This window comes from Nocardia sp. CY41, assembly GCF_009829325.1.
GTDB lineage: Bacteria > Actinomycetota > Actinomycetes > Mycobacteriales > Mycobacteriaceae > Nocardia.
Window position 1 is genome coordinate 113323 of the sequence record NZ_VUOS01000025.1, and the last position, 23807, is coordinate 137129.

Annotated in this window: 25 protein-coding genes; 16 read left to right on the forward strand and 9 right to left on the reverse strand. The window is 68.7% G+C overall.

Translation table 11 applies throughout. From position 1 onward, the window contains the following. Nucleotides 1-90: 90 nt before the first annotated feature. The 4 genes from GVY64_RS27170 to GVY64_RS27185 form a co-directional block, all read right to left on the reverse strand. Complete coding sequence (locus tag GVY64_RS27170; RefSeq protein WP_159847304.1) at nucleotides 91-1467, reverse strand: phosphomannomutase/phosphoglucomutase; 1377 nt, start codon at nucleotides 1465-1467, stop codon at nucleotides 91-93. Between the two features lie 52 nt (nucleotides 1468-1519). Next, nucleotides 1520-1900, reverse strand: coding sequence for a DUF3499 domain-containing protein (locus GVY64_RS27175; protein ID WP_159847450.1), 381 nt, complete (start codon nucleotides 1898-1900; stop codon nucleotides 1520-1522). 304 nt (nucleotides 1901-2204) lie between these two features. Continuing rightward, nucleotides 2205-2684, reverse strand: coding sequence for a metallopeptidase family protein (locus tag GVY64_RS27180; RefSeq protein ID WP_168434228.1), 480 nt, complete (start codon nucleotides 2682-2684; stop codon nucleotides 2205-2207). Nucleotides 2685-2808: 124 nt separating this feature from the next. Then, a complete protein-coding gene (locus tag GVY64_RS27185; RefSeq protein WP_029901515.1) occupies nucleotides 2809-3042 on the reverse strand; it encodes a WhiB family transcriptional regulator in 234 nt (77 codons plus the stop codon). Nucleotides 3043-3578: 536 nt separating this feature from the next. Between GVY64_RS27185 and cofD the strand changes: the two genes are divergently transcribed. From cofD to hpf, 15 genes are all read left to right on the forward strand, one after another. After that, complete coding sequence (gene cofD, locus GVY64_RS27190) at nucleotides 3579-4532, forward strand: 2-phospho-L-lactate transferase (protein ID WP_201298171.1); 954 nt, start codon at nucleotides 3579-3581, stop codon at nucleotides 4530-4532. Then, nucleotides 4529-5875: a coenzyme F420-0:L-glutamate ligase gene (locus GVY64_RS27195; protein WP_159847310.1), complete on the forward strand. Its 1347-nt coding sequence runs from the start codon at nucleotides 4529-4531 to the stop codon at nucleotides 5873-5875. Before cofD ends, GVY64_RS27195 begins: the two co-directional genes overlap by 4 nt. A 34-nt stretch (nucleotides 5876-5909) precedes the next feature. Continuing rightward, nucleotides 5910-6428: an NUDIX hydrolase gene (locus GVY64_RS27200; protein WP_159847313.1), complete on the forward strand. Its 519-nt coding sequence runs from the start codon at nucleotides 5910-5912 to the stop codon at nucleotides 6426-6428. Nucleotides 6429-6613: 185 nt separating this feature from the next. Next, nucleotides 6614-7861, forward strand: a complete 1248-nt coding sequence (locus GVY64_RS27205; protein ID WP_201298168.1) for an alkane 1-monooxygenase — start codon at nucleotides 6614-6616, stop codon at nucleotides 7859-7861. After that, nucleotides 7858-8025, forward strand: coding sequence for a rubredoxin (locus tag GVY64_RS27210; protein ID WP_159847319.1), 168 nt, complete (start codon nucleotides 7858-7860; stop codon nucleotides 8023-8025). The genes GVY64_RS27205 and GVY64_RS27210 overlap by 4 nt, the downstream gene beginning before the upstream one ends. Before the next feature lie 9 nt (nucleotides 8026-8034). Next, nucleotides 8035-8217 (forward strand): rubredoxin, encoded by a 183-nt coding sequence (locus GVY64_RS27215; protein WP_043730863.1) that lies wholly within the window; start codon nucleotides 8035-8037, stop codon nucleotides 8215-8217. Nucleotides 8218-8257: 40 nt separating this feature from the next. Beyond that, on the forward strand, nucleotides 8258-8878 hold the full coding sequence (locus GVY64_RS27220; protein WP_159847322.1) for a TetR/AcrR family transcriptional regulator: 621 nt from the start codon (nucleotides 8258-8260) through the stop codon (nucleotides 8876-8878). Between the two features lie 212 nt (nucleotides 8879-9090). Further along, on the forward strand, nucleotides 9091-10227 hold the full coding sequence (locus GVY64_RS27225; protein ID WP_236567243.1) for an alkane 1-monooxygenase: 1137 nt from the start codon (nucleotides 9091-9093) through the stop codon (nucleotides 10225-10227). A gap of 117 nt (nucleotides 10228-10344) precedes the next feature. Continuing rightward, nucleotides 10345-11829, forward strand: a complete 1485-nt coding sequence (gene ahcY / locus GVY64_RS27230; RefSeq protein WP_159847325.1) for an adenosylhomocysteinase — start codon at nucleotides 10345-10347, stop codon at nucleotides 11827-11829. Nucleotides 11830-11943: 114 nt separating this feature from the next. Then, nucleotides 11944-12591 (forward strand): dTMP kinase, encoded by a 648-nt coding sequence (locus tag GVY64_RS27235; RefSeq protein WP_159847329.1) that lies wholly within the window; start codon nucleotides 11944-11946, stop codon nucleotides 12589-12591. Between the two features lie 78 nt (nucleotides 12592-12669). Continuing rightward, nucleotides 12670-13347 (forward strand): MtrAB system response regulator MtrA, encoded by a 678-nt coding sequence (mtrA, locus tag GVY64_RS27240; RefSeq protein ID WP_039800350.1) that lies wholly within the window; start codon nucleotides 12670-12672, stop codon nucleotides 13345-13347. A gap of 8 nt (nucleotides 13348-13355) precedes the next feature. Further along, on the forward strand, nucleotides 13356-15428 hold the full coding sequence (gene mtrB / locus GVY64_RS27245; RefSeq protein ID WP_236567244.1) for an MtrAB system histidine kinase MtrB: 2073 nt from the start codon (nucleotides 13356-13358) through the stop codon (nucleotides 15426-15428). Next, nucleotides 15425-17248: an MtrAB system accessory lipoprotein LpqB gene (lpqB, locus tag GVY64_RS27250; protein ID WP_159847332.1), complete on the forward strand. Its 1824-nt coding sequence runs from the start codon at nucleotides 15425-15427 to the stop codon at nucleotides 17246-17248. Before mtrB ends, lpqB begins: the two co-directional genes overlap by 4 nt. Before the next feature lie 218 nt (nucleotides 17249-17466). Then, complete coding sequence (locus GVY64_RS27255; protein ID WP_159847335.1) at nucleotides 17467-18111, forward strand: ComF family protein; 645 nt, start codon at nucleotides 17467-17469, stop codon at nucleotides 18109-18111. 300 nt (nucleotides 18112-18411) lie between these two features. Continuing rightward, the gene (hpf, locus tag GVY64_RS27260) at nucleotides 18412-19026 is read left to right on the forward strand and encodes a ribosome hibernation-promoting factor, HPF/YfiA family (protein ID WP_442939635.1); all 615 of its coding nucleotides are present in this window, start codon (nucleotides 18412-18414) and stop codon (nucleotides 19024-19026) included. On the opposite strand, the gene GVY64_RS27265 is transcribed toward hpf, so the two are convergent. The 4 genes from GVY64_RS27265 to GVY64_RS27280 are packed head-to-tail and all read right to left on the reverse strand — an operon-like array spanning nucleotide 19002 to nucleotide 21878. Beyond that, on the reverse strand, nucleotides 19002-20159 hold the full coding sequence (locus GVY64_RS27265) for an MAB_1171c family putative transporter (protein ID WP_159847338.1): 1158 nt from the start codon (nucleotides 20157-20159) through the stop codon (nucleotides 19002-19004). The genes hpf and GVY64_RS27265 overlap by 25 nt on opposite strands. Then, nucleotides 20156-20680, reverse strand: a complete 525-nt coding sequence (locus GVY64_RS27270) for a hypothetical protein (protein ID WP_159847341.1) — start codon at nucleotides 20678-20680, stop codon at nucleotides 20156-20158. The genes GVY64_RS27265 and GVY64_RS27270 overlap by 4 nt, the downstream gene beginning before the upstream one ends. Before the next feature lie 48 nt (nucleotides 20681-20728). Continuing rightward, entirely contained in the window at nucleotides 20729-21166 is a 438-nt protein-coding gene (locus tag GVY64_RS27275; RefSeq protein WP_159847344.1) for a hypothetical protein, read from the reverse strand. A 10-nt stretch (nucleotides 21167-21176) separates the two neighbouring features. After that, on the reverse strand, nucleotides 21177-21878 hold the full coding sequence (locus GVY64_RS27280) for a helix-turn-helix domain-containing protein (protein ID WP_159847346.1): 702 nt from the start codon (nucleotides 21876-21878) through the stop codon (nucleotides 21177-21179). A gap of 312 nt (nucleotides 21879-22190) precedes the next feature. Between GVY64_RS27280 and GVY64_RS27285 the strand changes: the two genes are divergently transcribed. Further along, nucleotides 22191-23483 carry an acetyl-CoA C-acyltransferase gene (locus GVY64_RS27285; RefSeq protein ID WP_159847349.1) on the forward strand — a complete coding sequence of 431 codons (1293 nt, stop codon included), beginning with the start codon at nucleotides 22191-22193 and terminating at the stop codon, nucleotides 23481-23483. A gap of 79 nt (nucleotides 23484-23562) precedes the next feature. Here GVY64_RS27285 and GVY64_RS27290 read toward each other — a convergent pair whose 3' ends face one another. After that, nucleotides 23563-23733 carry a hypothetical protein gene (locus GVY64_RS27290; RefSeq protein WP_159847352.1) on the reverse strand — a complete coding sequence of 57 codons (171 nt, stop codon included), beginning with the start codon at nucleotides 23731-23733 and terminating at the stop codon, nucleotides 23563-23565. Nucleotides 23734-23807: the final 74 nt, after the last annotated feature.

A 23807-nucleotide genomic window follows, 5' to 3' on the forward strand; every position in this document is an offset into this window, starting at 1 on the left:
GTGTCTTTTCCGCCCCCGCGCCCTCCCGGTCCGGCTGCGACAGCGAGACCGAGTCGGGCGAATCCAAGGCCTGTGATTCCACTATTCCAGTCAGGAGCGCACGATGCTCAGGATCTCGGTCACGAGTGCGTCTACTTCCTCCGCCGATCGGGCCTCGACGTTCAGCCGGAGCAAGGGCTCGGTGTTCGACGCGCGCAGGTTGAACCACGCGTTGTCGGCCAGTTGCACGGTCACCCCGTCCAGCCGATCCACCGAGTGCGCGCGGTCGGCGAAGGCGTCCACCACGGCCATCGTCCGCTCCTCGGCGTCGGCCACGGTGGAGTTGATCTCACCCGAGGCCGCGTAGGTCGCGTAGGAGGCCATCAGCTCCGACACCGGTCGATCCTTCTCGCCGAGCGCGGCGAGCACGTGCAGCGCCGCGAGCATCCCGGAGTCGGCGCCCCAGAAGTCGCGGAAGTAGTAGTGCGCGGAGTGCTCGCCGCCGAACACCGCTCCCGTGGCGGCCATCTCCTGCTTGATGAACGAGTGGCCGACCCGCGTGCGCACCGGCGTTCCGCCCAGCTCGTGCACCAGTTCCGGCACCGCGCGGGAAGTGATCAGGTTGTGGATGATCACCGCGCCGGGTTCCTTGGCCAGCTCGCGCTCGGCGACCAGGGCGGTGATCGCCGACGGCGACACCGGGTCGCCGTTCTCGTCGACCACGAAGCAGCGGTCGGCGTCGCCGTCGAAGGCCAGGCCGATGTCCGCGCCGGTTTCGCGGACCAGCTTCTGCAGGTCCACCAGGTTCGCCGGGTCCAGCGGGTTGGCCTCGTGGTTCGGGAAGCTACCGTCCAGTTCGAAGTACAAGGGCACGATCTGCACCTGGGGCAGCGCGCCGAGCACCGCGGGCACCGTGTGGCCGCCCATGCCGTTGCCCGCGTCCACCGCGATGGTGAGTGGGCGGATGCCGCCGAGTTCTACGAGGCCGCGCAGGAATTCCGCGTACTCGGCGAGCAGGTCCAGTTCGGTCGCGGTGCCGCGCTCGCCCGCGTACTCGGGTACGCCGTCGATCAGTTCGCTCTTGATCGTGGCCAGACCGGTGTCCTGTCCGACCGGGAGCGCTTTGGCACGGCACAGCTTGATGCCGTTGTACCGGGCCGGGTTGTGGCTGGCGGTGAACATGGCGCCCGGGCAGTCCAGCCGGCCGGAAGCGAAGTACAGCTGGTCGGTCGACGCCAACCCGATGTGCACGACGTCGAGGCCCTGGCCGAGCGCACCGTCGGCGAAGGCGGCCGACAGCCCGGGGGAGGAGTCGCGCATGTCGTGCCCGATGACGAGCCGGTGCGCGCCCTCGGCGCGCATCAGCCGTGCGAAGGACGCGCCGACGTCCCTGACGAAATCCGCGTCGATCTGATCACCGACCACGCCGCGAACGTCGTAGGCCTTGATCACCGCGTTCACGAATTCGGCAGAGCGGGCGACTGTCATGCCCAACACCCTAGTGGTTGCGCCGGACCGGTCCGACATCGTCCTCGTCCGATCAGGACGGCGGGTCCGGAAGGACGCGCAGATGGCCGCGGCGACCCGTGCGTGCGGTGCGCGGCGGCGGGGGAGCGTAGTCGCGATAGCCGCGCTGCTCGCGCTCCGGCGGGCGGCGGCGTAGCCCCGCCTCGCGCACCGCCTCGGCGAGCGCGGTCAGATCGTCGTCATCCGGTGTGCTCGAGGAGAATCCGCCTTCGTGGCGAACCAGTTCCCAGCCCTTCGGAGCGGTGATGCGTGAGCCGTGCGTTTCGCAGAGATCCCAGGAGTGCGGTTCGGCGACCGTCGCGAGTGGTCCGACCACTGCCGTCGAGTCCGAGTACACATAGGTGAGCGTCGCGACGGCCGGATTCTTGCAGCCTGGTCGGCAGCAACGACGCATGGGAATCACGCCGATGAGAGTAACCCCCCTGGCGCGTCGATGGGGACAGACACGCTTGAAGAATCTCGGTCCGCGCCTGACGAAACGAGGGCAGCACGGCGCTCCACAGGCCGCGACGCGGCTTGCGGTGATCCGCACGACGTCCCCCGGACGCGCGCACAACGATGTCCCGCTGCGCGCCGCGAGTGGGGTATCGCGGATGAGAGTGCCGGAGTACCCGGCGGTCGACCGGCCTACACGCGTGTGCGCCTGCGCCTGCCCCGCAATGGCATTCGAGGGCCGCCGCCACGTGGACGGGTAGGACTCACTCGGCTTCCGGATCGATCACGTCCGGGTCGACGCCGAGGTAGGTCGCGACCTGCTGGACCAGCACTTCTCGCAGCAGATCCACCAGGTCGTCGGGGTCGCTGGCGCGCAACTCGAGCGGTTTGCGGAACAGCACGACCCGTGCCCGGGTCGCCGCGCCGTGCCGGTCGACGCCTGCCGGGATGAGCCGCGAGAGGGGCACCGGGCCGTCGGCGACCACCTCGTCCGGCCAGGTGACCGAATCGGGATGCAGCGGACGGATTTTCGGAACGTCATCGACCGCGATGTCGAGCTTGGTGAGCCGGTCGTGCCAGCGGGAGTCCAACGGGGCGAACGCCTCCAGCACCAGCCGGTCGAACTTCTGACCGCGGGTCCGCCAGGCGGGAACCGTGGGTGGCAGCATCGGTCCGCGCACTCCGCGGCCGCGGCGGATCACCGACCGGGCGGTCGGCGGTCGGCGCTTACGGGAACGTGCCATGAGACAAAATCTAGGCCAGCGGGCTCGTGTCGTCCGCACCGAGGCGGTCGGCGAGCCGTGCGGTCGTGTCGCGCGAGCCCGGAGCGCCCCGTGGACGGGCGGCTCCGGGCTTCGCATACGTCTGTCAGCCGATGCCGCGCTTGAGGCGGCGGCGCTCCCGCTCGGAGAGGCCGCCCCAGATACCGAAGCGCTCATCGTGCGCGAGCGCGTACTCGAGGCACTCGTCGCGTACCTCGCAGCCCATGCAGATCCGTTTGGCCTCGCGGGTCGAGCCGCCCTTCTCGGGGAAGAACGCCTCTGGATCGGTCTGCGCGCACAGGGCGCGCTCCTGCCACTGCTCTTCGATGGATTCGAACATCTCGTCGAAACCGGTCACGACCAGGCTGAGCCGGGGCGCCGTGACTCCGTCACCCCCCTCTTGGTCGTTCCAGCCGCCGTTATCTGCGCAGACGCCACGTGCTGCGCCTGCTGTGGAATCGGTCGGCGAGACCATCTCGTTGGCCACGCTCCGCCTCCTCACTGTGTGTTAGCGCAGAATGATTCTTTCCGTCGGACCAACACTCGCACCGACGGCCATACCCCGCGACGTTGTCCCGCGGACGTCCCCGAGCTTGTCATACCGATGCGAACATCTGTTCGAAAAGCGGTTCGCGCGTTGACCTCTCGCGCGAACCCGGAATGACATGACTGTGATTAGACACGCCGGACGCGTCGATGGTCAAGCCGCCGTCGCTATTCCGTTACTATCCGCAGCCGCATTCCGAGACGATCTTGTGATGTGCATTAGCAAATAAACAGCAAATTTGCCCCGAATGGGAGCCGCCACGCCAGCGCATAGGCTGTGCGGATGTGACTGGACAACAAGCGGACGTCCCGCCCGCGAACGGACCCCGCATCGCCGTGCTGGTCGGCGGCGTCGGTGGCGCGCGTTTCCTTCAGGGCGTCCGGGAGCTGCTGCCCGAGGCGGACGTCTCCGCGATCGTGAACGTCGGCGACGACGTCTGGATGCACGGGCTCCGGATCTGCCCCGACCTCGATACCTGCATGTATACCCTGGGCGGAGGCATCGATACCGAGCGTGGGTGGGGCCGGGTCGGCGAGACCTGGCACGCCAAGGAGGAGCTCGCGAAATACCACGCGCAGCCGGACTGGTTCGGCTTGGGCGACCGCGATATCGCCACGCATCTGATCCGTACCGAAATGTTGCGCGCCGGCTACCGGCTCTCCGCCGTCACCGAGGCGCTGTGCAACCGGTGGCAGCCCGGCGTGAAACTCATCCCGGCAACCGACGATCGCTGCGAAACGCATGTCGTGGTGTCCGATCCGGACAACCCTGGCGAACGGCGCGCGATCCATTTTCAAGAGTGGTGGGTTCGCTACCGAGCGAACATCGACACCCATGGATTCGCCACAATTGGCGCCGATGAAGCCAAACCTGCCCCAAATGTGATCGATATCATAGAATTCGCCGACGTGGTCCTCCTCGCGCCGTCGAACCCCGTCGTGAGCATCGGCGCCATCCTCGCGGTGCCCGGAATCCGCGGCGCGCTGCGCACCACCGCGGCCCAGGTGATCGGCGTTTCCGGCGTGATCGACGGCAAGCCGTTGCGCGGCATGGCCGACGAGTGCCTGTCGGTGATCGGGGTGGAGACCACGGCCGAGGCGATCGGCCGGTACTACGGCGCACGCTCGGCCACCGGGATCCTGGACGGCTGGCTGATCCACAGCACCGACACCGCCGAGGTGCCCGGGGTCGAGGTGCGCAGCGTGCCTTTGTTGATGACCGACCCGCCCACCACCGCCGAAATGGTGCGTCAGGCCCTGGATCTCGCTGGAGTCGCCCTGTGAGCACGCCCACCGATCACGCGGCCGGGGAGCTGCGCATCCTGCCCGTCACCGGGCTGCCCGAATTCCGTCCCGGCGACGATCTCGCCGCGCACATCGCCCGCTGCGCGCCCTGGCTGGCCGACGGTGACGTGCTGGTGGTGACCAGCAAGATCGTCGCCAAGGTCGAGGGGCGCATCGTGCAGGCGCCGCTGGACGCCGAGGAGCGCGACGCCGTCCGGCGCAGCCTCGTCGATCAGGAGGCGGTGCGGGTGCTCGCCCGCAAGGGCCGCACGCTGATCACGGAGAACAAGCTGGGGATCGTGCAGGCGGCCTCCGGTGTGGACGGCTCGAACGTGGAACAGGGCGAACTCGTGCTGCTGCCCGTCGATCCGGACGCCAGCGCCAAGGCGTTGCGCGCGGCACTCGCCGAGCGGCTGGGTGTGACGGTCGCGGTGGTGGTCACCGACACGATGGGTCGTGCCTGGCGCAACGGGCAGACCGACGCCGCCATCGGTGCGGCGGGCCTGCGGGTGCTGCACGACTACGCCGGCGCGGTCGACGGTCAGGGCAACGAGCTGTTCGTCACCCAGGTGGCCGTGGCGGACGAACTGGCCGCGGCCGCCGACCTGGTCAAAGGCAAACTCGGCGGCGTCCCGGTCGCCGTGGTGCGCGGGTTGCCGATCGTCGACGACGGCTCGGGCGCCGCCGATCTGCTCCGGGGCGGCACCGACGACCTGTTCTGGCTCGGCACGGCGGAGGCGATCGAACGCGGCCGCAAAGAGGCGATCCTGCTGCGTCGCTCGATCCGCCAGTTCTCCGACACGCCCGTCGATCCCGAGCGCGTACGCGCGGCGGTGTCGGTCGCGCTGACCGCGCCCGCTCCACACCACACCCGCCCCGTGCGGTTCGTGTGGCTGCGTACGCCGGAACTGCGCACTCGGCTGCTCGAGGCGATGGCGCAGAAGTGGCGAGCGGATCTGGCCGCGGACGGCCTGCCGCCGGAACGGGTCGAGCGCAGGGTCGCGCGCGGGCGCATCCTGTTCGACGCGCCCGAGGTGATCATTCCGTTCTGCGTGCCGGACGGCGCGCACGACTATCCGGACGAGCGCAGGCGTGCCGACGAGCGCACCATGTTCACCGTCGCGGTGGGCGCCGCGGTGCAGGGCCTGCTGGTCGCGTTGGCGACCGAGGGGATCGGCAGTTGCTGGATCGGATCGACGATCTTCGCACCGGAGGTCACGCGTGCGGTGCTGGGTCTGGCCGAGGACTGGAGCCCCCTCGGCGCCATCGCTGTCGGTCATCCGCTCGAGGACCTGACTCCGCGGCAGCCGACGGGTGCGGGCGCCGGGCTGGTCGAGCTGTGAAGCGCCTCCTCTCCGCCGCGCGGGAGAAGCGCCGGTGAGCGCGGAGTCGCTGCATGCTTCGGCCACCGAACTGCTCGAAACCTGGTGTCCGGCAACCGGTCCGGAGCGATCGCTGCGTGAGGCGATGCTGGCCTTCCTCGGTTCGGCCCCGCGGGGTTGCCTGCGCGAGCACGCGCCGGGCCATATCACCGCCTCCGCGGTCGTCTTCTCCCACGACGGGCGGGAGGTGCTGCTCACGCTGCACCCGCGGGTGGGACGCTGGATCCAGCTCGGCGGGCACTGCGAGGAGCGGGACGAGACCGTCGCGGGCGCCGCGCTGCGTGAAGCCACCGAGGAGTCCGGCATCGCGGACCTGCGGCTGGAGCCGGGGTTGTACGGCGCGCAGGCGCACCCCATCACCTGCTCGCTGGGCGTGCCCACCAGACATCTGGACCTCCTGTTCCGCATCACCGCCCCCGCCGGTGCGATCCCGGTGCGCAGCCACGAATCGACCGACCTGCGCTGGTGGCCGGTGAACGCGCTGCCCACCGACGCCGACGTCCTGCTGCGGTGAGCTAGCCGAATTCCAACGCGTGAGCCCCGGTCGGATGCCCATCCGGCCGGGGCTCACGTTGTCCGTGCCCGACGATGTTTACAAATTGCCTCATTTGTCTAGACATACGACAAATGCCCCTATATCGTCCATAGGTGAGGTAATGCACGTCACATGTGGCGTGCCCTTCGGGAATGGAGACAACGATGTCGACGCACGCCGACACGTCCGCCCAGCCGGTCGAGGTACCGGCCTGGCGGGATCGCAAGCGCTACATGTGGCTGTGGGGTTTGTTCGCCCCGGCCGGCCTGTTCCTCATCGGCCTGCCGCTGATCTGGGGCTTGAACGAGCTGGGCTGGCATCGCCTCGCGCAGGTGCCGTTCTGGCTCGGGCCGATCCTGGTCTACGTGCTGATCCCGATCGCGGACATCTTCTTCGGACCGGATGGCGACAACCCGCCCGACGAGGTGATGGAGTACTTGGAGAACGACAAGTACTACCGCTACCTCACCTACCTGTATCTGCCGTTCCAGTACGCCACGCTGCTCATGGCGGCCTACCTGATCACCGCCGACGAGGTGAGCTGGCTCGGCATCGACGGCGGCCTGCACGTGGTGGACAAGATCGGGCTGGCGATCACCGTCGGCATGATCGGCGGCATCGGCATCAACACCGCGCACGAACTCGGCCACAAGAAGGTCGACCTGGAGCGCTGGCTGTCCCGGATCGCCTTGGCCCAGTCCTGCTACGGGCACTTCTACATCGAGCACAACCGCGGCCACCACGTACGCGTCGCCACGCCCGAGGATCCGGCGAGCTCTCGGGTCGGCGAGACATTCTGGGCGTTCTGGCCGCGCACCGTGTGGGGCAGCCTGAAGTCGTCCTGGCGCCTGGAGAAGGTCCGGCTGGAACGGCTCGGCAAGAAGCCGTGGAGCCTGCGCAACGAAGTGCTCAGCGCGTGGCTGATGTCGGTGGTGCTGTTCGCGGCCCTGGTCGCGGTGTTCGGCATCGAGCTGCTGCCGTACCTGATCCTGCAGGCGGTGGTGGGCTTCAGTCTGCTGGAGGCGGTCAACTACCTCGAGCACTACGGTCTGGTGCGCCAGCGCACGGCCAGCGGCCGCTACGAGCGCCCCGCCCCGGTGCACAGCTGGAACAGCGACCACATCGTCACCAACATCTTCCTGTACCACCTGCAGCGGCACAGCGACCACCACGCCTACCCCACCCGGCGTTACCAGACGCTGCGCAGCTGGGACGGCGCGCCGAACCTGCCGAGCGGCTACGCGAGCATGATCCTGCTCGCCTACTTCCCGCCGCTGTGGCGCCGCGTCATGGACAAGCGGGTGCTCGCGCACTACGACGGCGACATCACCCGCGCCAATATCGATCCGGGCAAGCGGGAGAAGGTGCTGGCGCGCTACGGCTCCGCTCATGCCGCAGGGGAGACAGCGTGAGCGCGTATCGCTGCCCCGTCTGCGACTACGTTTTCGACGAGGTGAAAGGTGCTCCGCACGAGGGTTTTCCGGCAGGCACCCGGTGGGAGGCGGTGCCGGACGACTGGTGCTGCCCGGACTGCGGGGTGCGGGAGAAGATCGATTTCGAGCCGATAGGGACATAGGACCACGAAATGACCGAGTACAAGCTCTACCAGTGCATCCAGTGCGGTTTCGAATACGACGAAGCCGAGGGCTGGCCGGAGGACGGCATCGCGCCGGGGACCCGCTGGGACGACATCCCCGACGACTGGACCTGTCCGGACTGCGGCGCCGCGAAGGCGGATTTCTACATGGTCGAAATCGAACGGTCGTGAGATTTTGACTGCGGCAGGCGCCCGTGACAGGGTCGCGGGTATGCCGCGCAACGGAACCAGGATTCCCTACCAGGAGGCCGCGCGGGACCTGCTGCGGACGTCGGTCCTGGACGCGATGCGCGAACTGCTCACCGAGCGGGATTGGTCCAAGATCACGCTCGGTGACGTCGCGGCCAGGGCGGGCGTGAGCAGGCAGACGCTGTACAACGAATTCGGCTCGCGCAGCGGCCTCACGCAGGCCTACGCACTGCGCCTGGCCGACTTCCTGGTCGATCACGTCGACGCCGCGATCAACGGCAACGTCGGCGACGTCCGCGCCGCGTTCCGCGACGGGATGGCCAACTTCTTCTTCGACGCGGCGTCCGACCCGCTGGTGCAGTCGCTGGTCGCGGGCGAGGTGAAGCTGGATCTGCTGCGCCTGATCACGCTCGACGCGGGACCTTTGCTCGAGCACGCGACCGAACGGCTGTCGCGCGCCTTCCAGCACAGCTGGGTGGCGTCCACGGCGGCCGAATCGGACGTGATCGCGCACGCGCTGGTGCGCATCGCCCTCAGCTACATCCCCACTCCGCCCGGTCCGGGCCGCGACGCGCCCGCGGAATTGAGTGCGCTGCTGAGTCCTTACGTCGAAGCGATCCTCGCCGCGCGGGTGAAGAGCTGAGCCGCGCGGGTCAAGAGCTGAGCCGCGCGGGCAACCGGCTTGCGACCTGGCGCATATGCAGCACATTAAAAACCGACTGCACGGCTTGTAATAGCGATCACGTTTCAACCGACGGCATCGTTGTAACGGACCACAAGTCAAGAAGTATTCTCAGGCGACGGGTGTTCGGGTCTTCTCTGAGTGGAGCAAAAGTGCAAACGGTTGGCAAACGGGTGGGATCGCCCGATCCCAAACGCCATCTGTGGGTTCTCGGCTTGCTCGCGCCGTCGTCGGCCTTGCTGCCCTCACAACTGGTGCTGCACACCGGTCTCGAGGTGTTCTGGTGGATCGGCCCGATCATCGTGCTGATCGTCATCCCGGTGCTGGACTGGTCGATCGGCGTGGACGGCAGCAATCCGAAGGACGAGGACTACGAGCTGCTCTCCAACGACCGGTACTACCGGTGGTGCACCTACTTGATGCTGCCGGTGCAGCTGATCGGCCTGGTGATCGCGAGCTACATGTGGGCCGGTGACGACCTGAGCGTGGTCGACAAGCTCGGTCTGGCGGCGACTCTCGGATTCGTCAGCGGCATCGGCATCAACGCCGCCCACGAACTCGGGCACCGGGTGGAGCACCTCGAGCGCTGGTTGGCCAAAATCGCGCTCGCGCAGTCCGGATACGGGCACTTCTTCGTCGAGCACAACCGCGGGCATCACGTGCGGGTGGCGACACCGGAGGATCCGGCCAGCGCCCGGCTGGGGGAGTCGCTGTGGGAGTTCCTGCCGCGCAGCGTGTCCGGCAGTTTCCGGTCCGCGCTAGCGCTCGAGCGGGAGCGGCTCGCGCGCAAGGGCAAGGGCTGGTGGAGCGTGCACAACCACATCCTGCAGGCCTGGTCGATGACGCTGGTGCTGTTCTGCGCGCTGATCGCGGCGTTCGGCTACCAGGTGCTGCCGTGGCTGCTGTTGCAGGCCGTGATCGGCATCGGCCTGCTGGAGACGGTCAACTACGTCGAGCACTACGGATTGCTGCGGGCGCGCCGTGCGAACGGCATGTACGCCCGCTGCTCGCCGCGCGACAGCTGGAACAGCGACCACCTGGTCACCAACATCTTCCTTTTCCACCTGCAGCGGCACAGCGACCACCACGCCAATCCGGGCCGCCGCTACCAGACCCTGCGCACCTCCGAGCAGGCCCCGCAACTGCCCGCGGGCTACGCCGCCATGATCGTGCTGGCCGCCATCCCGCCGCTGTGGCGGTGGATGATGGACGACCGCGTCCTCGCCCACTACGGCGGCGACATCACCTTGGCGAACATTCAGCCGCGCAAGCGGCGCCGCATCCTGGCGGCGCGCGGGGCGACGGCGTAACGGTCGCTGCGGTCGCCGGGTCCAGGCCCGGCCGGTGCGAAGAGGGCGGCCGCGTCGTCCGCACCCGGTCGTGAGCGACTAGCCTTGCCTCGGTACTTGCCGAACCAGGAGAGGCTGATGACCACCTCAGAACTTCCCGCACGCACGTCGTTGACCGCCGATGTCCGCAACGGCATCGACTACAAGGTGGCGGATCTGTCGCTGGCCGATTTCGGCCGCAAGGAGATCCGCCTCGCCGAACACGAGATGCCCGGTCTGATGGCGCTGCGCCGTGAGTACGCCGAGGTGCGGCCGCTGCAGGGCGCGCGCATCTCCGGCTCGCTGCACATGACCGTGCAGACCGCGGTGCTGATCGAGACCCTGACCAGCCTCGGCGCCGAGGTCCGCTGGGCCTCCTGCAACATCTTCTCCACCCAGGATCACGCGGCCGCCGCCGTGGTCGTCGGCCCGAACGGCACCGTCGACGAGCCGAAGGGCACCCCGGTGTTCGCCTGGAAGGGCGAGACGCTGGAGGAGTACTGGTGGGCGGCCGAGCAGATGCTCACCTGGCCGGGCGAGCCGGCCAACATGATCCTGGACGACGGCGGTGACGCCACCATGCTCGTGCTGCGCGGCGCGCAGTTCGAGAAGGCGGGCGTCGTGCCGCCGGAGGACGAGGACCACTCGGCCGAGTACAAGGTGTTCCTCAACCTGCTGCGCGAGCGGTTCGAGACCGACCGCGGCAAGTGGGCGAAGATCGCCGAGTCGGTGCGCGGCGTCACCGAGGAGACCACCACCGGCGTGCTGCGGCTCTACCAGTTCGCGGCGGCGGGCGAGCTGGTGTTCCCCGCGATCAACGTCAACGACTCGGTCACCAAGAGCAAGTTCGACAACAAGTACGGCACCCGCCACTCGCTGATCGACGGCATCAATCGCGGCACCGACGTACTCATCGGCGGCAAGAAGGTATTGATCTGCGGCTACGGCGATGTCGGCAAGGGCTGCGCGGAATCGCTTGCCGGACAGGGCGCCCGGGTGCAGGTCACCGAGATCGACCCGATCAACGCGCTGCAGGCGCTGATGGACGGCTACGACGTCGTGACCGTGGAGAAGGCGATCGGCGACGCCGACATCGTCATCACCGCCACCGGCAACAAGGACATCATCACCCTCGAGCACATGAAGGCGATGAAGGACCAGGCCATCCTCGGCAACATCGGTCACTTCGACAACGAGATCGACATGGCGGCGCTGGAGCGTTCCGGCGCAACGAAATTGAACATCAAGCCGCAGGTCGACCTGTGGACGTTCAAGGAGACCGGCCGCTCGATCCTGGTGCTGTCGGAAGGGCGTCTGCTCAACCTCGGCAACGCGACCGGCCACCCGTCCTTCGTGATGTCGAACAGCTTCTCCAACCAGGTGATCGCCCAGATCGAGCTGTGGACCAAGCCGGAGGAGTACGACAACGAGGTCTACCGGCTGCCGAAGCACCTCGACGAGAAGGTCGCCCGCATCCACGTCGAAGCGCTCGGCGGCGAGCTGACCAAGCTCACCAAGGACCAGGCCGAATACATCGGCGTCGACGTCGAGGGCCCGTACAAGCCGGACCACTACCGCTACTGACCGCGCTGCCGGGTGTCCCGGACACCCGGCCCGGCGACCCGGTCACAGCATGAGAAGCCCCCACTGGTCAGCCGGTGGGGGCATCGGGTAGTCGGCGGGGTATTGTGCCTGGTCATGGGAGTCCTGATAGCGGTCGAGGGGCTCGACGGCGCGGGTAAGCGGACGCTGATCGAGCGAGTGGTCGCCGATCTGCGGGGTCGTGGGCTGCGCGTCGCGACGATGGCCTTCCCGCGCTACCGGGTCTCGGTGCACGCCGACCTGGCCGCGGAGGCGCTGCGCGGCGCGCACGGCGACCTCGCGGGCTCGGTCAGCGGCATGGCCCTGCTGTTCGCGCTGGATCGCGCGGACGCCGCGGACGAGCTGTCGAAGATGTTGGCCGACAACGACGTTGTGCTCCTGGACCGTTATGTCGCTTCCAATGCCGCCTATTCGGCCGCCCGCCTAGGGCAGTCGGCGGACGGCGAAATCGTGGATTGGGTGGGCGAATTGGAGTTCGGCAGATTCGCGCTGCCGGAGCCGGCGCTCCAGCTGTTGCTGGACGTGCCCACCGAGCTCGCCGCCGAGCGTGCCCGCAAGCGTGGCGAACTCGACACCGAGCGCGCGCTCGACGCTTACGAGCGCGACGGCGGTCTGCAGCACCGGACCGGCGCGGTGTACCGTGAGCTGGCCGAACGCGACTGGCGCGGACCGTGGTGGACCTATCGGGCCGAGGACGGCCCGGCTTCGCTGGCCGCGCGCATCGCCGAAATCGTTGGTCGATAAGGTTGGTTGTGCCGCGGGTTCGCACCAGTGTTGGCGTGGCGGCCCGATCCTGGCCTGGGAGATGACAACATAGTAGTTATGAAGCCGAAGATTCTGGTCGTCGACGACGATATGGCACTCGCTGAGATGCTGACGATCGTCTTGCGCGGGGAAGGGTTCGACCCGCACGTGGTCGGCGACGGCACACAGGCCCTGGCGGCGGTTCGCGAGATCCGCCCCGATTTGGTGCTGCTGGACCTGATGCTGCCCGGCATGAACGGCATCGACGTGTGCCGTGTGCTGCGGGCCGATTCCGGGGTTCCGATCGTGATGCTCACGGCGAAGACCGACACGGTCGACGTCGTGCTGGGTCTGGAATCGGGCGCCGACGATTACATCGTCAAGCCCTTCAAGCCGAAGGAGCTCGTCGCCCGGGTGCGGGCCCGCCTGCGCCGTACCGAGGAGGAGCCCGCCGAGCTGCTGTCGATCGCCGATATCGTGATCGACGTGCCCGCGCACAAGGTCAGCCGCGGCGGCGCGCAGATCTCGCTGACGCCGCTGGAGTTCGACCTGCTCGTCGCCCTGGCCCGCAAGCCGCGTCAGGTGTTCACCCGTGAGGTCCTGCTCGAGCAGGTCTGGGGCTACCGGCATGCCGCCGACACCCGCTTGGTGAACGTGCACGTGCAGCGGCTGCGGGCGAAGGTCGAGAAGGATCCCGAGAACCCGGAGATCGTGCTGACCGTCCGCGGTGTCGGTTACAAGGCCGGACCACCGTGATCCATGGCGTGATCTCGCGTCTCCAACGATCGCTGGCTCCGGTGGTGGCCTGGTTCCAAGCGGTCGGCATTGCCTTAGGCCACCTGTGGCGGCGTTCGCTGCAGTTGCGTGTCATCGTGTCCACGCTGACGCTGTCGCTGATCGTCATCACGATTCTGGGCGTCGTGCTGACCAGTCAGATCACCGACCGGCTGCTGGACGCCAAGATCAACGCCGCGGTCGAGGAGATGGACCGTGCGCGCAACACGGTGGAGAGCCAGCTCGCCGGTGTGCACGACATCGGCGCTCAGCCGCAGCGGCTGGAGGAGGCGCGTAACGCGCTGTCCAACCGTGCCGGTACCGGCCGATCCACCGGCGCGGCAGGGAGTTTCGATTCGGCGCTGAGCGTCATCGGCGGGATGCCGCCGCAGCAGATCCCGTCCGGCCCGATCCAGGAGGTGCCCGACGAACTGCGCCGGTTCGTGCAGCGCAACCAGGTCAGTTACCAGTTCGCCACCGTCGACGACGCGGAGGGCTACCGGGGTCGCGCGCTGATCATCGGCAGCCCGAGCGCCGAGATCCCGACCCTGGAGATCTATCTGATCTTCCCGCTCGCCAATGAGGAGCGCAGCCTGTCGCTGATGCGCGGCACCATGCTGGTCGGCGGCATCGTGCTGCTGGTGTTGCTCGCCGCGATCACCGCCCTGGTGACCAGGCAGGTGGTCCTGCCGATCCGCTCCGCGGCCCGGATCGCGGGCCGGTTCGCCGACGGCAGGCTCAAGGAGCGCATGCTGGTGCGCGGCGAGGACGACATGGCGCGGCTGGCCCAGGCGTTCAACGAAATGGCCGAGAGCCTGTCCAACCAGATCACCCAGCTGGAGGAATTCGGCAATCTGCAGCGCCGGTTCACCTCGGATGTCAGCCACGAGCTGCGCACTCCGCTCACCACCGTGCGGATGGCCGCCGACCTCATTCACGGCAGCAGCGACGACCTCGATCCCGCCCTGGCCCGCAGCGCCGAGTTGCTGGTCAACGAGCTGGACCGGTTCGAGGGGCTGCTCAACGACCTGCTGGAGATCAGCAGGCACGACGCGGGCGTCGCCGAACTCCAGGTCGAATCGCTGGACGTGCGGATGTGCGCGCGAGCCGCGATCTCGACCGTGCGGCACCTGGCCAAGGACGCGGGTGTCGAGATCATCAATGACATGCCGGAGGAGCCGCTGGTCGCCGAGGTCGATCCGCGCCGGGTGGAGCGGGTGCTGCGCAATCTGCTCGCGAACGCGATCGACCACAGCGAGGGCAAGCCGGTGCTGATCCGGATGCGGGGCGACGCCGAAGCCAATTCCGTCGCCGTGGTCGTCCGCGATCAAGGCATCGGCCTGCGTCCGGGCGAGGAGAAGCTGGTCTTCAACCGGTTCTGGCGCTCCGATCCCTCCCGCATGCGCCGCTCCGGCGGCACCGGTCTCGGACTGTCGATCAGCGTGGAGGACGCGAACCTGCACGAAGGCAAACTCGAAGCCTGGGGCGAGGCCGGGCTCGGCGCCAGCTTCCGCCTGACGCTGCCGCTGGTGCGCGGCAAGAAACTCGGCCCGAGCCCGCTGCCCTTGGAACCGGCGCGCAAGTCTATGCGCGTCGTGGAGCCGGAACCGTCGGTCGATCGCGGCGGGGCCGGCGCGGATACGGCGCAACCGGCCGCCGCCGAGCCGAGCGGTGCGAGCGCGCCATGGCACGACTCGGGCGATCCGGGTGCCGCGCGGGTCACGAATGCCGTGCGTCATGACGCGGAGGCGGGTGCCTCCGATCCGGTCGGCGCGCATCCCGACGGCTCAGAGACCGCGGAGCCGGTAGACGTGCGCTCGGAGTTCTCGGATGATGCGGCCGGGCCGCACAGCTCGGAGCCGGGCGGCGACGACGTCGACGCCACGGGCTCGGGGGGCGGCGAGCCGAGCACGGGTGGGTCGCACGGAGCGGCCAACGGCACGGTGACGCCCGCGGACAGTGTTTCGACCGAAGCGGCGCCAGTGTCCGGGGCGAACGGGTCGCCCGCGTCGGAGTCGGCGCAGACCGGTGGATCGCGCGAATCGGGGGACGGACAGCCATGACAATGCGTGTCGGATCATCGCTGATACGGCGCCTGACCGTGTTCGTGGCGGCGGTTCTGGCGGTCGTGGTGCCGCTCACGGGCTGCGCCAGCCTGCCGGAGTCCTCCGCGCCGGAGGCGCTGGGCACCATCAACCGGGAGCCGACCTCCGAGGGACCGCCGCCGCCCGTCGCCGACCGCGATCCCGATCTGCTGCTGCGCGACTTCCTCCAGGCGACCGCCGATCCCACCAACCGGCATCTGGCCGCCCGTCAGTACATGACGCCCGCGGCCTCCACCCAGTGGGACGACGCGGCGGGCACGGTCATCGTCGAGAAACCGGACACGCTGCGGGAGTCCCGCTCCGGAGACAAGGCGAACTACCTGATCCGCGCGCGCAAGGTCGGGGAACTGTCCGCCGACGGCGGATACCGCCCCAACGACGACATTCCCTTCGTCGAGAACAAGATCGAGTTGACCAAGATCAACGGCCAGTGGCGCATCGACGAATTGCCCGACGGCGTCGTGATGGACTCCGCCGCGTTCTTCAAGTCCTACCGCCGCTACGTGCTGTACTTCATCGATCCGACCGGCAACTCGGCCGTCCCGGATCTGCGCTGGATGTCGGTGCCGAAAGCGCAGCTGGCGCAGCGATTGCTCAGCTCGCTGCTCGAGGGGCCGCAGCCCGCGCTGGCGTCGGTGCTGCGCAACGAGCTGACGCCGCCGATCGCACTGCGCGGGACGATCACCAAGGCCAACGGTGACCCCGACGGCGTCGGTATCGGGCTCGGTGGTGTCAAGATCGACTTCGCCGGCGCGTCGGCGCTGAATCCACGCGAGCGCGAACTCTTGGCCGCACAGGTGGTGCTCACGCTGTCCAGCGCCGACATCCTCGGCCCGTACATGTTGCTCGCCGACGGCAAGCCGCTGGACGAGCGATTCGCCGCGAACGGCTGGAGCGTGGCGGACGTGCAGCAGTTCAATCCGGTCGCCTCCGCCCGCAACCAGGCCGGGCTGCACGCGCTGCGTGGCGGCGGGCTGGTACAGATCGCCGACAACGGCGGTATCACTCCCGCGCCCGGCTACTTCGGCGCGGTGAACAACTTGCAGTCGGCAACGCTCTCGCCGGACGGCCAGCTGGTGGCCGCGGTGGCGGAAGCCGCACGACCGCCGGGCGTGCCGTCGCGCACCCTGATGGTGGGCACCTACGGGGGCAACGCCTTTCCGGTGGCCGAGGGCTTCACCATCTCCCGGCCGTCGTGGACCGCGGACGGCAGCGCGGCATGGGCGGTGGTCGACGGTGACCGGGTGATCCGCGCGGTCACCGACCGGGGGACCGGGAACGTGTCGGTGCAGAACGTCGACATCTCGGGGCTGACGGCGGCGTCATCGGCCACGTCGCCCCGCCTGCCGATCACGGAACTGCGGGTCTCGCGTTCCGGGGTGCGCGCGGCGATGATCGCGGACGGCAGGGTGTACGTCGCCGTCGTGGTGCCCCAACCCGACGGGAAACTGGCGCTGACTTCGGCGCTTCCCGTGGGCGTCGGGCTCAGCACGGCCGCGGTGTCGGTGGATTGGCTCGACGCGGACACGATCGTCATCGCGCGCGAGGGCAATGTCGACCCGGTCAGCACGGTCTCGGTCGACGGCTCGGAGCCGACGCCGCTGACGTCGCAGAATCTGACGGCGCCGGTGCGCTCGGTGAGCGCGAGCCCGGATCACCAGTACGTCGCCGACTCGCGCGCGGTGCTGGAGCTGACCTCGGCTCCCGACCAGGGGCAGCCCTATTGGCGCGAGGTGCCGGGGCTGGGCGCGAACGCCATCCCTGTGCTGCCCGGCTAGCCCCGCGGAGGCTGCCCCTGCCGTACCGCCGGAGGCTCACTCGTGGCCCCGTGAGGGCGGATCGGGATCAGCAGATTCACGGGGCCGAGGGCCGGGCAAACGGTGGGCGGTCGGGAGCTGAACGCCGCTGCCGCAACGGCGTAACGTTCGTGCTTCCAGAGGCGTCGCGGTCGACGCGATCGAGCGAACATGTCGGGGGGCGGGCGCACACTCGGTCGATGCGAACCCTGCTCGATCTGGTGCTGCCCGCCGCCTGCGCGGGCTGTGGACGTTCCGGAGCCGATTGGTGCGCCGCCTGCGCCGCTACGCTGTCCGGTCCGCCGGTGCGCGTGTGGCCGCGCACCGATCCGGGCATTCCGTGCTGGGCGCTCGGATCGTACGCCGGGCCCGCGCGCCGGGCGGTGATCGCCGCCAAGGAGCGGGGGCGGCGGGATCTGGCGACGCCGCTCGGCGCGGCGCTGGCGGGCGCGCTCGCCGAGTTGCGTTCTCCGCGCCTGCCGCTGGTGCTGGTGCCCGCACCCAGCCGAGGCATGGCGGCGCGCCGCAGGGGAGGTGATCCGGTGGCGCGGGCGGCCGCGGTAGCTGCGCGATGGCTGCCGGACAGCCAACTGATGCCGCTGTTGCGGATGGGGCGAGGGGTGCGCGATTCGGTGGGCTTGACACCCGCCGAGCGGGCTCGCAACCTGAAGGGGCGGGTGACCACGGCCCCCGGTTCGGCCGCCGACTGGGGAGTCCCGGCGAATGCCGAGGTGGTGCTGATCGACGACGTGCTGACCACCGGTGCGACGGCCCGCGAGTCGGTGCGCGCGCTGGAGCGCGCCGGATTGCCGACACGTGGCGTTCTGGTTACGTGTGCTGCTTGACTCCGGGAAATTTGCGTGAACACTGGCGATCAGCGCGGCGGCGGACTAGCGTCGCGGACACACACCCGAACCGCAAGTTTGGAGGTGGCGCCTCGGACCACTAGTGCCGAGCAATTGTCGATCGGCACGGCTCAATCCCGCCGCACTGGAATCGGTCGGTGCGGCCAGATCCGGGAGGTACGCGTGACGACTTCTTCACGACCTTCAGTGAAAGATCCCGCCCCTTCGGTGCTGGAAACCGGCACCCAGGAAACATTCGAGCAACCCGCAACGGAACGACCACGGGCGCCGCGCGGCGACATCGTGGTGAAGGGCCGCAACGTCGAGGTGCCCGATCACTTTCGTATTTACGTCGCGGAAAAACTCTCCCGATTAGAACGCTTCGATCCATCGATCTTCCTCTTCGACGTGGAACTGTTCCACGAGCGCAACCGTCGTCAGCGCAAGAACTGCCAGCGCGTCGAAATCACCGCGCGCGGAAAGGGTCCCGTCGTGCGGGCCGAGGCCTGCGCGGACAGCTTCTACGCTGCCTTCGAGTCGGTGACCGCGAAGCTGGAGAGCCGGCTGCGCCGCACCAAGGATCGGCGCCGGGTGCACTACGGTGACAAGACGCCGCTGTCGGTCGCCCAGGCCACTGCCGATCTGGTGGACGACTCCCTGTTCGAGCGGCTCGGCGAGTCCGGTGCCGCGCACGCGCACGAGGAGGAAGGGCGGGAGCCGGACTACGAAGCGGGTCCCGGTCACATCGTGCGCACGAAGGTGCACTCGGCGACGCCGATGTCCGTGGACGACGCTCTGTACCAGATGGAACTCGTCGGCCACGACTTCTTCCTGTTCCAGGACAAGGAGACCGACCGGCCTTCGGTGGTCTACCGTCGTCACGCCTTCGACTACGGCCTGATCCGCCTGGCCTGACGAAACAGACACCACCCGTCCCCACTTCTCCGGGCATTCGGCTCACCGGCCGGATGCCCGGAGATCGTCGTCGGGACGCCGCTCGCAGGCCACCGGCGTGCCAGTTCGAGCAGCAGTCGCAGATCCGAATCGATATCACCGATGGGCAGCCCGGCCGGATCGCGCGACCGCCGCGGCCGCACGGCGGCCCCGCTCGCTTTGGCGGCAATGGCCCGCCGGATCTGTTCCGCCTGGCCGGCATCGCCCGCTTCACCCGGCAGATAGCGCCGTAGGTGCATCAGGGCATCACGGATCTCGACTGTCATGCGGAGCAGCCGCGCGTCGGATTCGGTCACAGGATGGTCCGGGGCGAGCACGACCTCGGGCACCGCGGCGGTGAGATCGCGCCACAGCGGCCGCAGGCGACGGCAGTACCGTCCGGCCCGATCCCAGCCCGCGCGGGCCCGCAGCCAACCGATCAGCGGCACGGCGAGCAGCGCCGCGCCGAGTGCCGAAGCGGCGTAAGTCGGTGCGGCCCAACGCACCAAGGCCGGATCCGCGGTCGCGCCCGGACCGGCGAGCCGCACCGCGGAGACGACCAAGCCGCCGGAACCGACGACCAGCGTCGTGAGCAGGGTGCCGTAGACGACGCGTTCGGCGGTGGTGGACGCGTCCGAGCGCAGATCGCGCACTGCCGCGCGCCAGGCCGGCCGCCCGGCGGCGATCAGCGGTATCCACAGGATCGACCAGACCACCACCGTCGGCCAGTCCGGTGCTTGCCCGAGCAGCCTGCCCTCTTGCGCCTCGGTCCCGACGGCCAGGATGATCGCGCCGCCCGCCAGCCCGGCCACGTCGTAGACCCGTTGCCGAGCCGCCGCGAACGCGGGGTCGGCGCCGGACCACAGCCGGGCCGCACCGTACAGACCGGCCACTTCCATCAGCAGCGTGGCCATCGAAAGCTGGTGCAACAGACTACCGATCCCCGGCGCGATGCCGCGCTCGAGCAGCAGCAGCGTGGCGATGCCCCACAGCATCGCCCGATTGAGCAGACGGTCGACCGTGTCGTCGTGCAGGACGAGCCGCCGCCCGAGTGCCACCACCGCGACGAAGACGATCAGCGGTATCCCGATGGGCGCGGGGATCGGCGAGGTCACCTCCGCCGGTCGCGGAAGAAGGTGCGGTGCAGCAGCGAATCGCGCCGCGGCGGACGCATGGCGTGCAGCATCACCATGTCGGCGAAGGTCTCGGCGTCGCGCTCCCGGAGGGTGCCGTAGTCGGTGCGGCCGAGCACATGGGCGATCGATTCGGGCGAGATCGAGGGCAGCAGGTCGGCGACCGCGGCCAGGGTCGGTGTGCTCGCTGGTGGCTCACCGGCTTCGGTTTGCTCCGGACCGTGTCCGAGCAGCATGTGGCCGAGCTCGTGCATGATGATGTGCTCGGCATGCCATTCGGTGGTGTCGGCGCCGTAGACGATGACGTCGCTGTCCTGCTTCGCGATCCACAAGCCGCTGCCCGTGCCGCATCCGGTACCCGCGAGCAGCGCGGTGTCGATCGGTAACAGGCTGATGCTGCGGCCCCGGTAGGCCGCGACGTCATCCACGTAGGTCCGCAGATTCCATGGGTGGGGTATCGGGAGGTCCCGGGTCAAGCTCCGGAACCGGGCCTGGATGGCCATGTGATCGGTCTCCTACAAAAAGCTCAGTGGCCCATGTAGGGAAGCATGCTACCGATTCGGCGGCGCCGACCCCTCGGTGCTCTGGATGATCTTGGCGAGCATGGCCCGATCGACGTTCGAACCACGCAGCGCGATGCTGGCGACGTTCGCGTCCCGCATGGTGGCGAGCAATTCGAGTTCCCGGTCGATCGCGTCCGCGGTGGAACCACGGGTGAGCAGGTAGTCGGCGGCCACGCCGAAGCCGCGCGCCACTGCGGCGAGGACCGCGGCATCGACTGTGGCACCCGTGTTCCGGTCGTCGAATTCGCCGTCGCGCAGGCGCCTCAGGTAGCCGGGATCCACCGGTCGGCCGAGGAATTCGCTCACCTGGACGGCGACCGATTCCGTGCTGCGTTCCGGCGCGTTGCGCGGATGGACGACGGCGAACAGTCGATTGATCTTGTGGCTCAGCGCGAGTGCCGCGCCGTCGGGTCCTGGGTCGGTCATGGTCGCCTCGTCACTCGCCGTTTCGCTCCGTTGTCGTCGCCACGTTGGCCGCCAGCCAGCGTGCGCGGAATCGAGCTTCGGTCGCTGCATCGATGTCCTCCGATCGACCGGCCAGCCAGCGGCGGTACCGGCGTTCCTGTAACTCACCGGGGTCGCTGGCCTCCGCCGGGACCGCGAGCAGATGCGCGAAGGCCATCTCCACCAGCGGATGCAATTGCCTGCCCGGACCGCCGTTGCGTTCGAGCATGGCGGTCGCGTACCGCGCGGAGAGCTTGGAGATCACCCGGTTGAGTTCCGCGACCGCCGCCACCACCTGGGGGTCGGTGGTGCGACCGTTCTCGACGGCGTCGTTGAGCCTGCCCGAAGCCGCGAGAAGCCCCGTGAGATCGGAGATTTCGAAGCGGATCGCGTCCGGCCCGGCTACGACCGAGTCACCCGCGCCGCGCACGGCGTTCGCGGGTTCGTCGGCTGCGGGGACGCCGCCGGCGTAGGTGCGTGCGGCACTGCCCGGCAGCCAGCGCAGCGGGGCGTCGAGCTTGTTCAGCGTTTGCATGCTGATGGCCGCCTCGCCGTCTTCGATCTTCCGGATGGTCGGCGCCGAAGGTCCCCCGAGGTCGCCGATCTGTAGCTGGGTGAGACCGAGCTCGTCCCGGCGTTCTCTGATGATTCGCCCGAATCTCTTCTGCCGCGACAGCTCCGAAGGGCTATGCATAGTGTGTCCATGGTAAGTCGCTGGGAGGTCTTAAGCAAACCAATAGAAACTGTTTGGAAAATAAGTCGAAAGTTTGGTACCGTGCTTTGCGTCGGAAGGTCCGAGGGGAGGGCTGGACGGCGGTTCCGGAACGGGCAGGGGCGTTCGCCGGGACGGACGTCTCCGGTCTGCCGCTCAACGGTGCGCGGCGGGCCGGTTCAGCGGCGGTGGAGGGGAGTGTCGCTACGTCGGGTTCACCGTCGGCGAAGGGGGTCGACGGTGAACTTACTTTGAAGTAAGTTTGGTGGTCCGGGGCTTTCGAAAGGAAATCGCATGGCCACCAAAGCTGCTCGCCGTGCCGTGATCGTGTCCGGTGCGCGCACGCCGTTCCTGCGCGCGTTCACCGGATACACCACGATGGACTCGATAGCACTGGCCGACGCCGCGGTGCGGGGACTGCTGGAGCGGACGGGGCTGCCCGGCGCACAGGTGGAGGCGATCGTCTGGGGCGGCGTCATCCTGCCGAGCGCGGCGCCGAACATCGCCCGCGAGGTCGCGCTGGACCTGCGGTTGGATCCTGGCTGCGAGGGCTACACCGTGACCAGGGCCTGCGCCTCCGGCTTGCAGGCGGTCACCTCGGCTGCGGCAGCGATCGAGCGCGGCGAATACGACATCATGATCGCGGGCGGCAGCGATTCCACCTCCAACGCCGAGGTCAAGCTGCCGCAGAAGGTGGTGCACGCGGCGGCGCCGCTGGCGCTGGGCAAGCCGAAGCCGAAGGACTACCTGTCCGCGGTCGCGCGCCTCGCGCCGTTCACCGATCTGCTGCCGAGCCGGCCGAAGATCGCCGAGCGCACCACCGGCGAGGTGATGGGCGAGTCGGCCGAGAAGATGGCGCGCATCCACGGCGTGAGCCGCGCGGACCAGGACGAGTTCGCCGCCCGCTCGCACCACCGCGCCGCGGCCGCCATCGAGTCGGGCCGGTTCGATGACGAAGTGCTGCGGGTCCGCACCCCCGAAGGCGTGGACATCCAGCGCGACGGATTGGTGCGTGGCGACACCAGCATCGCGAAACTGGCTGCTCTGAAGCCGGTTTTCGCCGCGAACGGCAGCGTGACCGCGGGCAACGCCAGCCCGCTCACCGACGGGGCCGCCGCGGTGCTGCTGATGAGCGAGGAGAAGGCGCATGCACTGGGGTACCGGCCGCTGGCGGCGTTCCGGTCGTGGAGCTATGTGAGCGTCGACCCGACCGACCAAGTGCTGATCGGCCCCGCCATCTCCATGCCCCGCGCACTGGAGAAAGCCGGAATGTCGCTGGCTGATGTGGATCTCGTGGATATCCACGAGGCTTTCGCGGCCCAGACCCTGGCGGTGCTCACCGCGCTGGCCAGCGACGAGTGGGCCAAGACCCGGTTGGATCGGGACACCGCCGTCGGCGAGGTGGATGTCGACAGACTGAACGTGCACGGCGGCTCGATCTCGCTCGGTCACCCGTTCGGCGCGACCGGGGCGCGGATGGTGACCACCATGGCCAACGAACTCGCCCGCACCGGGAAGGAGACCGCATTGCTCGGCATCTGCGCCGCGGGCGGAATCGGCGCGTCGGCGGTGCTCGAACGGGTCTGACGCGACTGCCTGCCGTGTCGCCGACCGACCGGGTGTCCCGCGTCGGTCGGCGACAGTTCGCTGCCGGCGCCGGGCGCCGTCAGGGCTTGCCCGGAATGCCCCGCCGCTTGCGTCCCTCGTCCGCGAGGATTCGCAGACAGGTCTGGTGCTTGGTCTCGCCGGGGACGCCTTCCCGACGCAGGCGCAACGTAGCCTGTGCCAGATCGATGCCCAGCTCGCTCGACAGCCGAACAGCATCGACATTGGCCATTGACAAACCTCCTGGAAACGACGAAACCACGATGAACAGCACTGCGTAAGACGCAGTTTCGCCCATGTCGTACC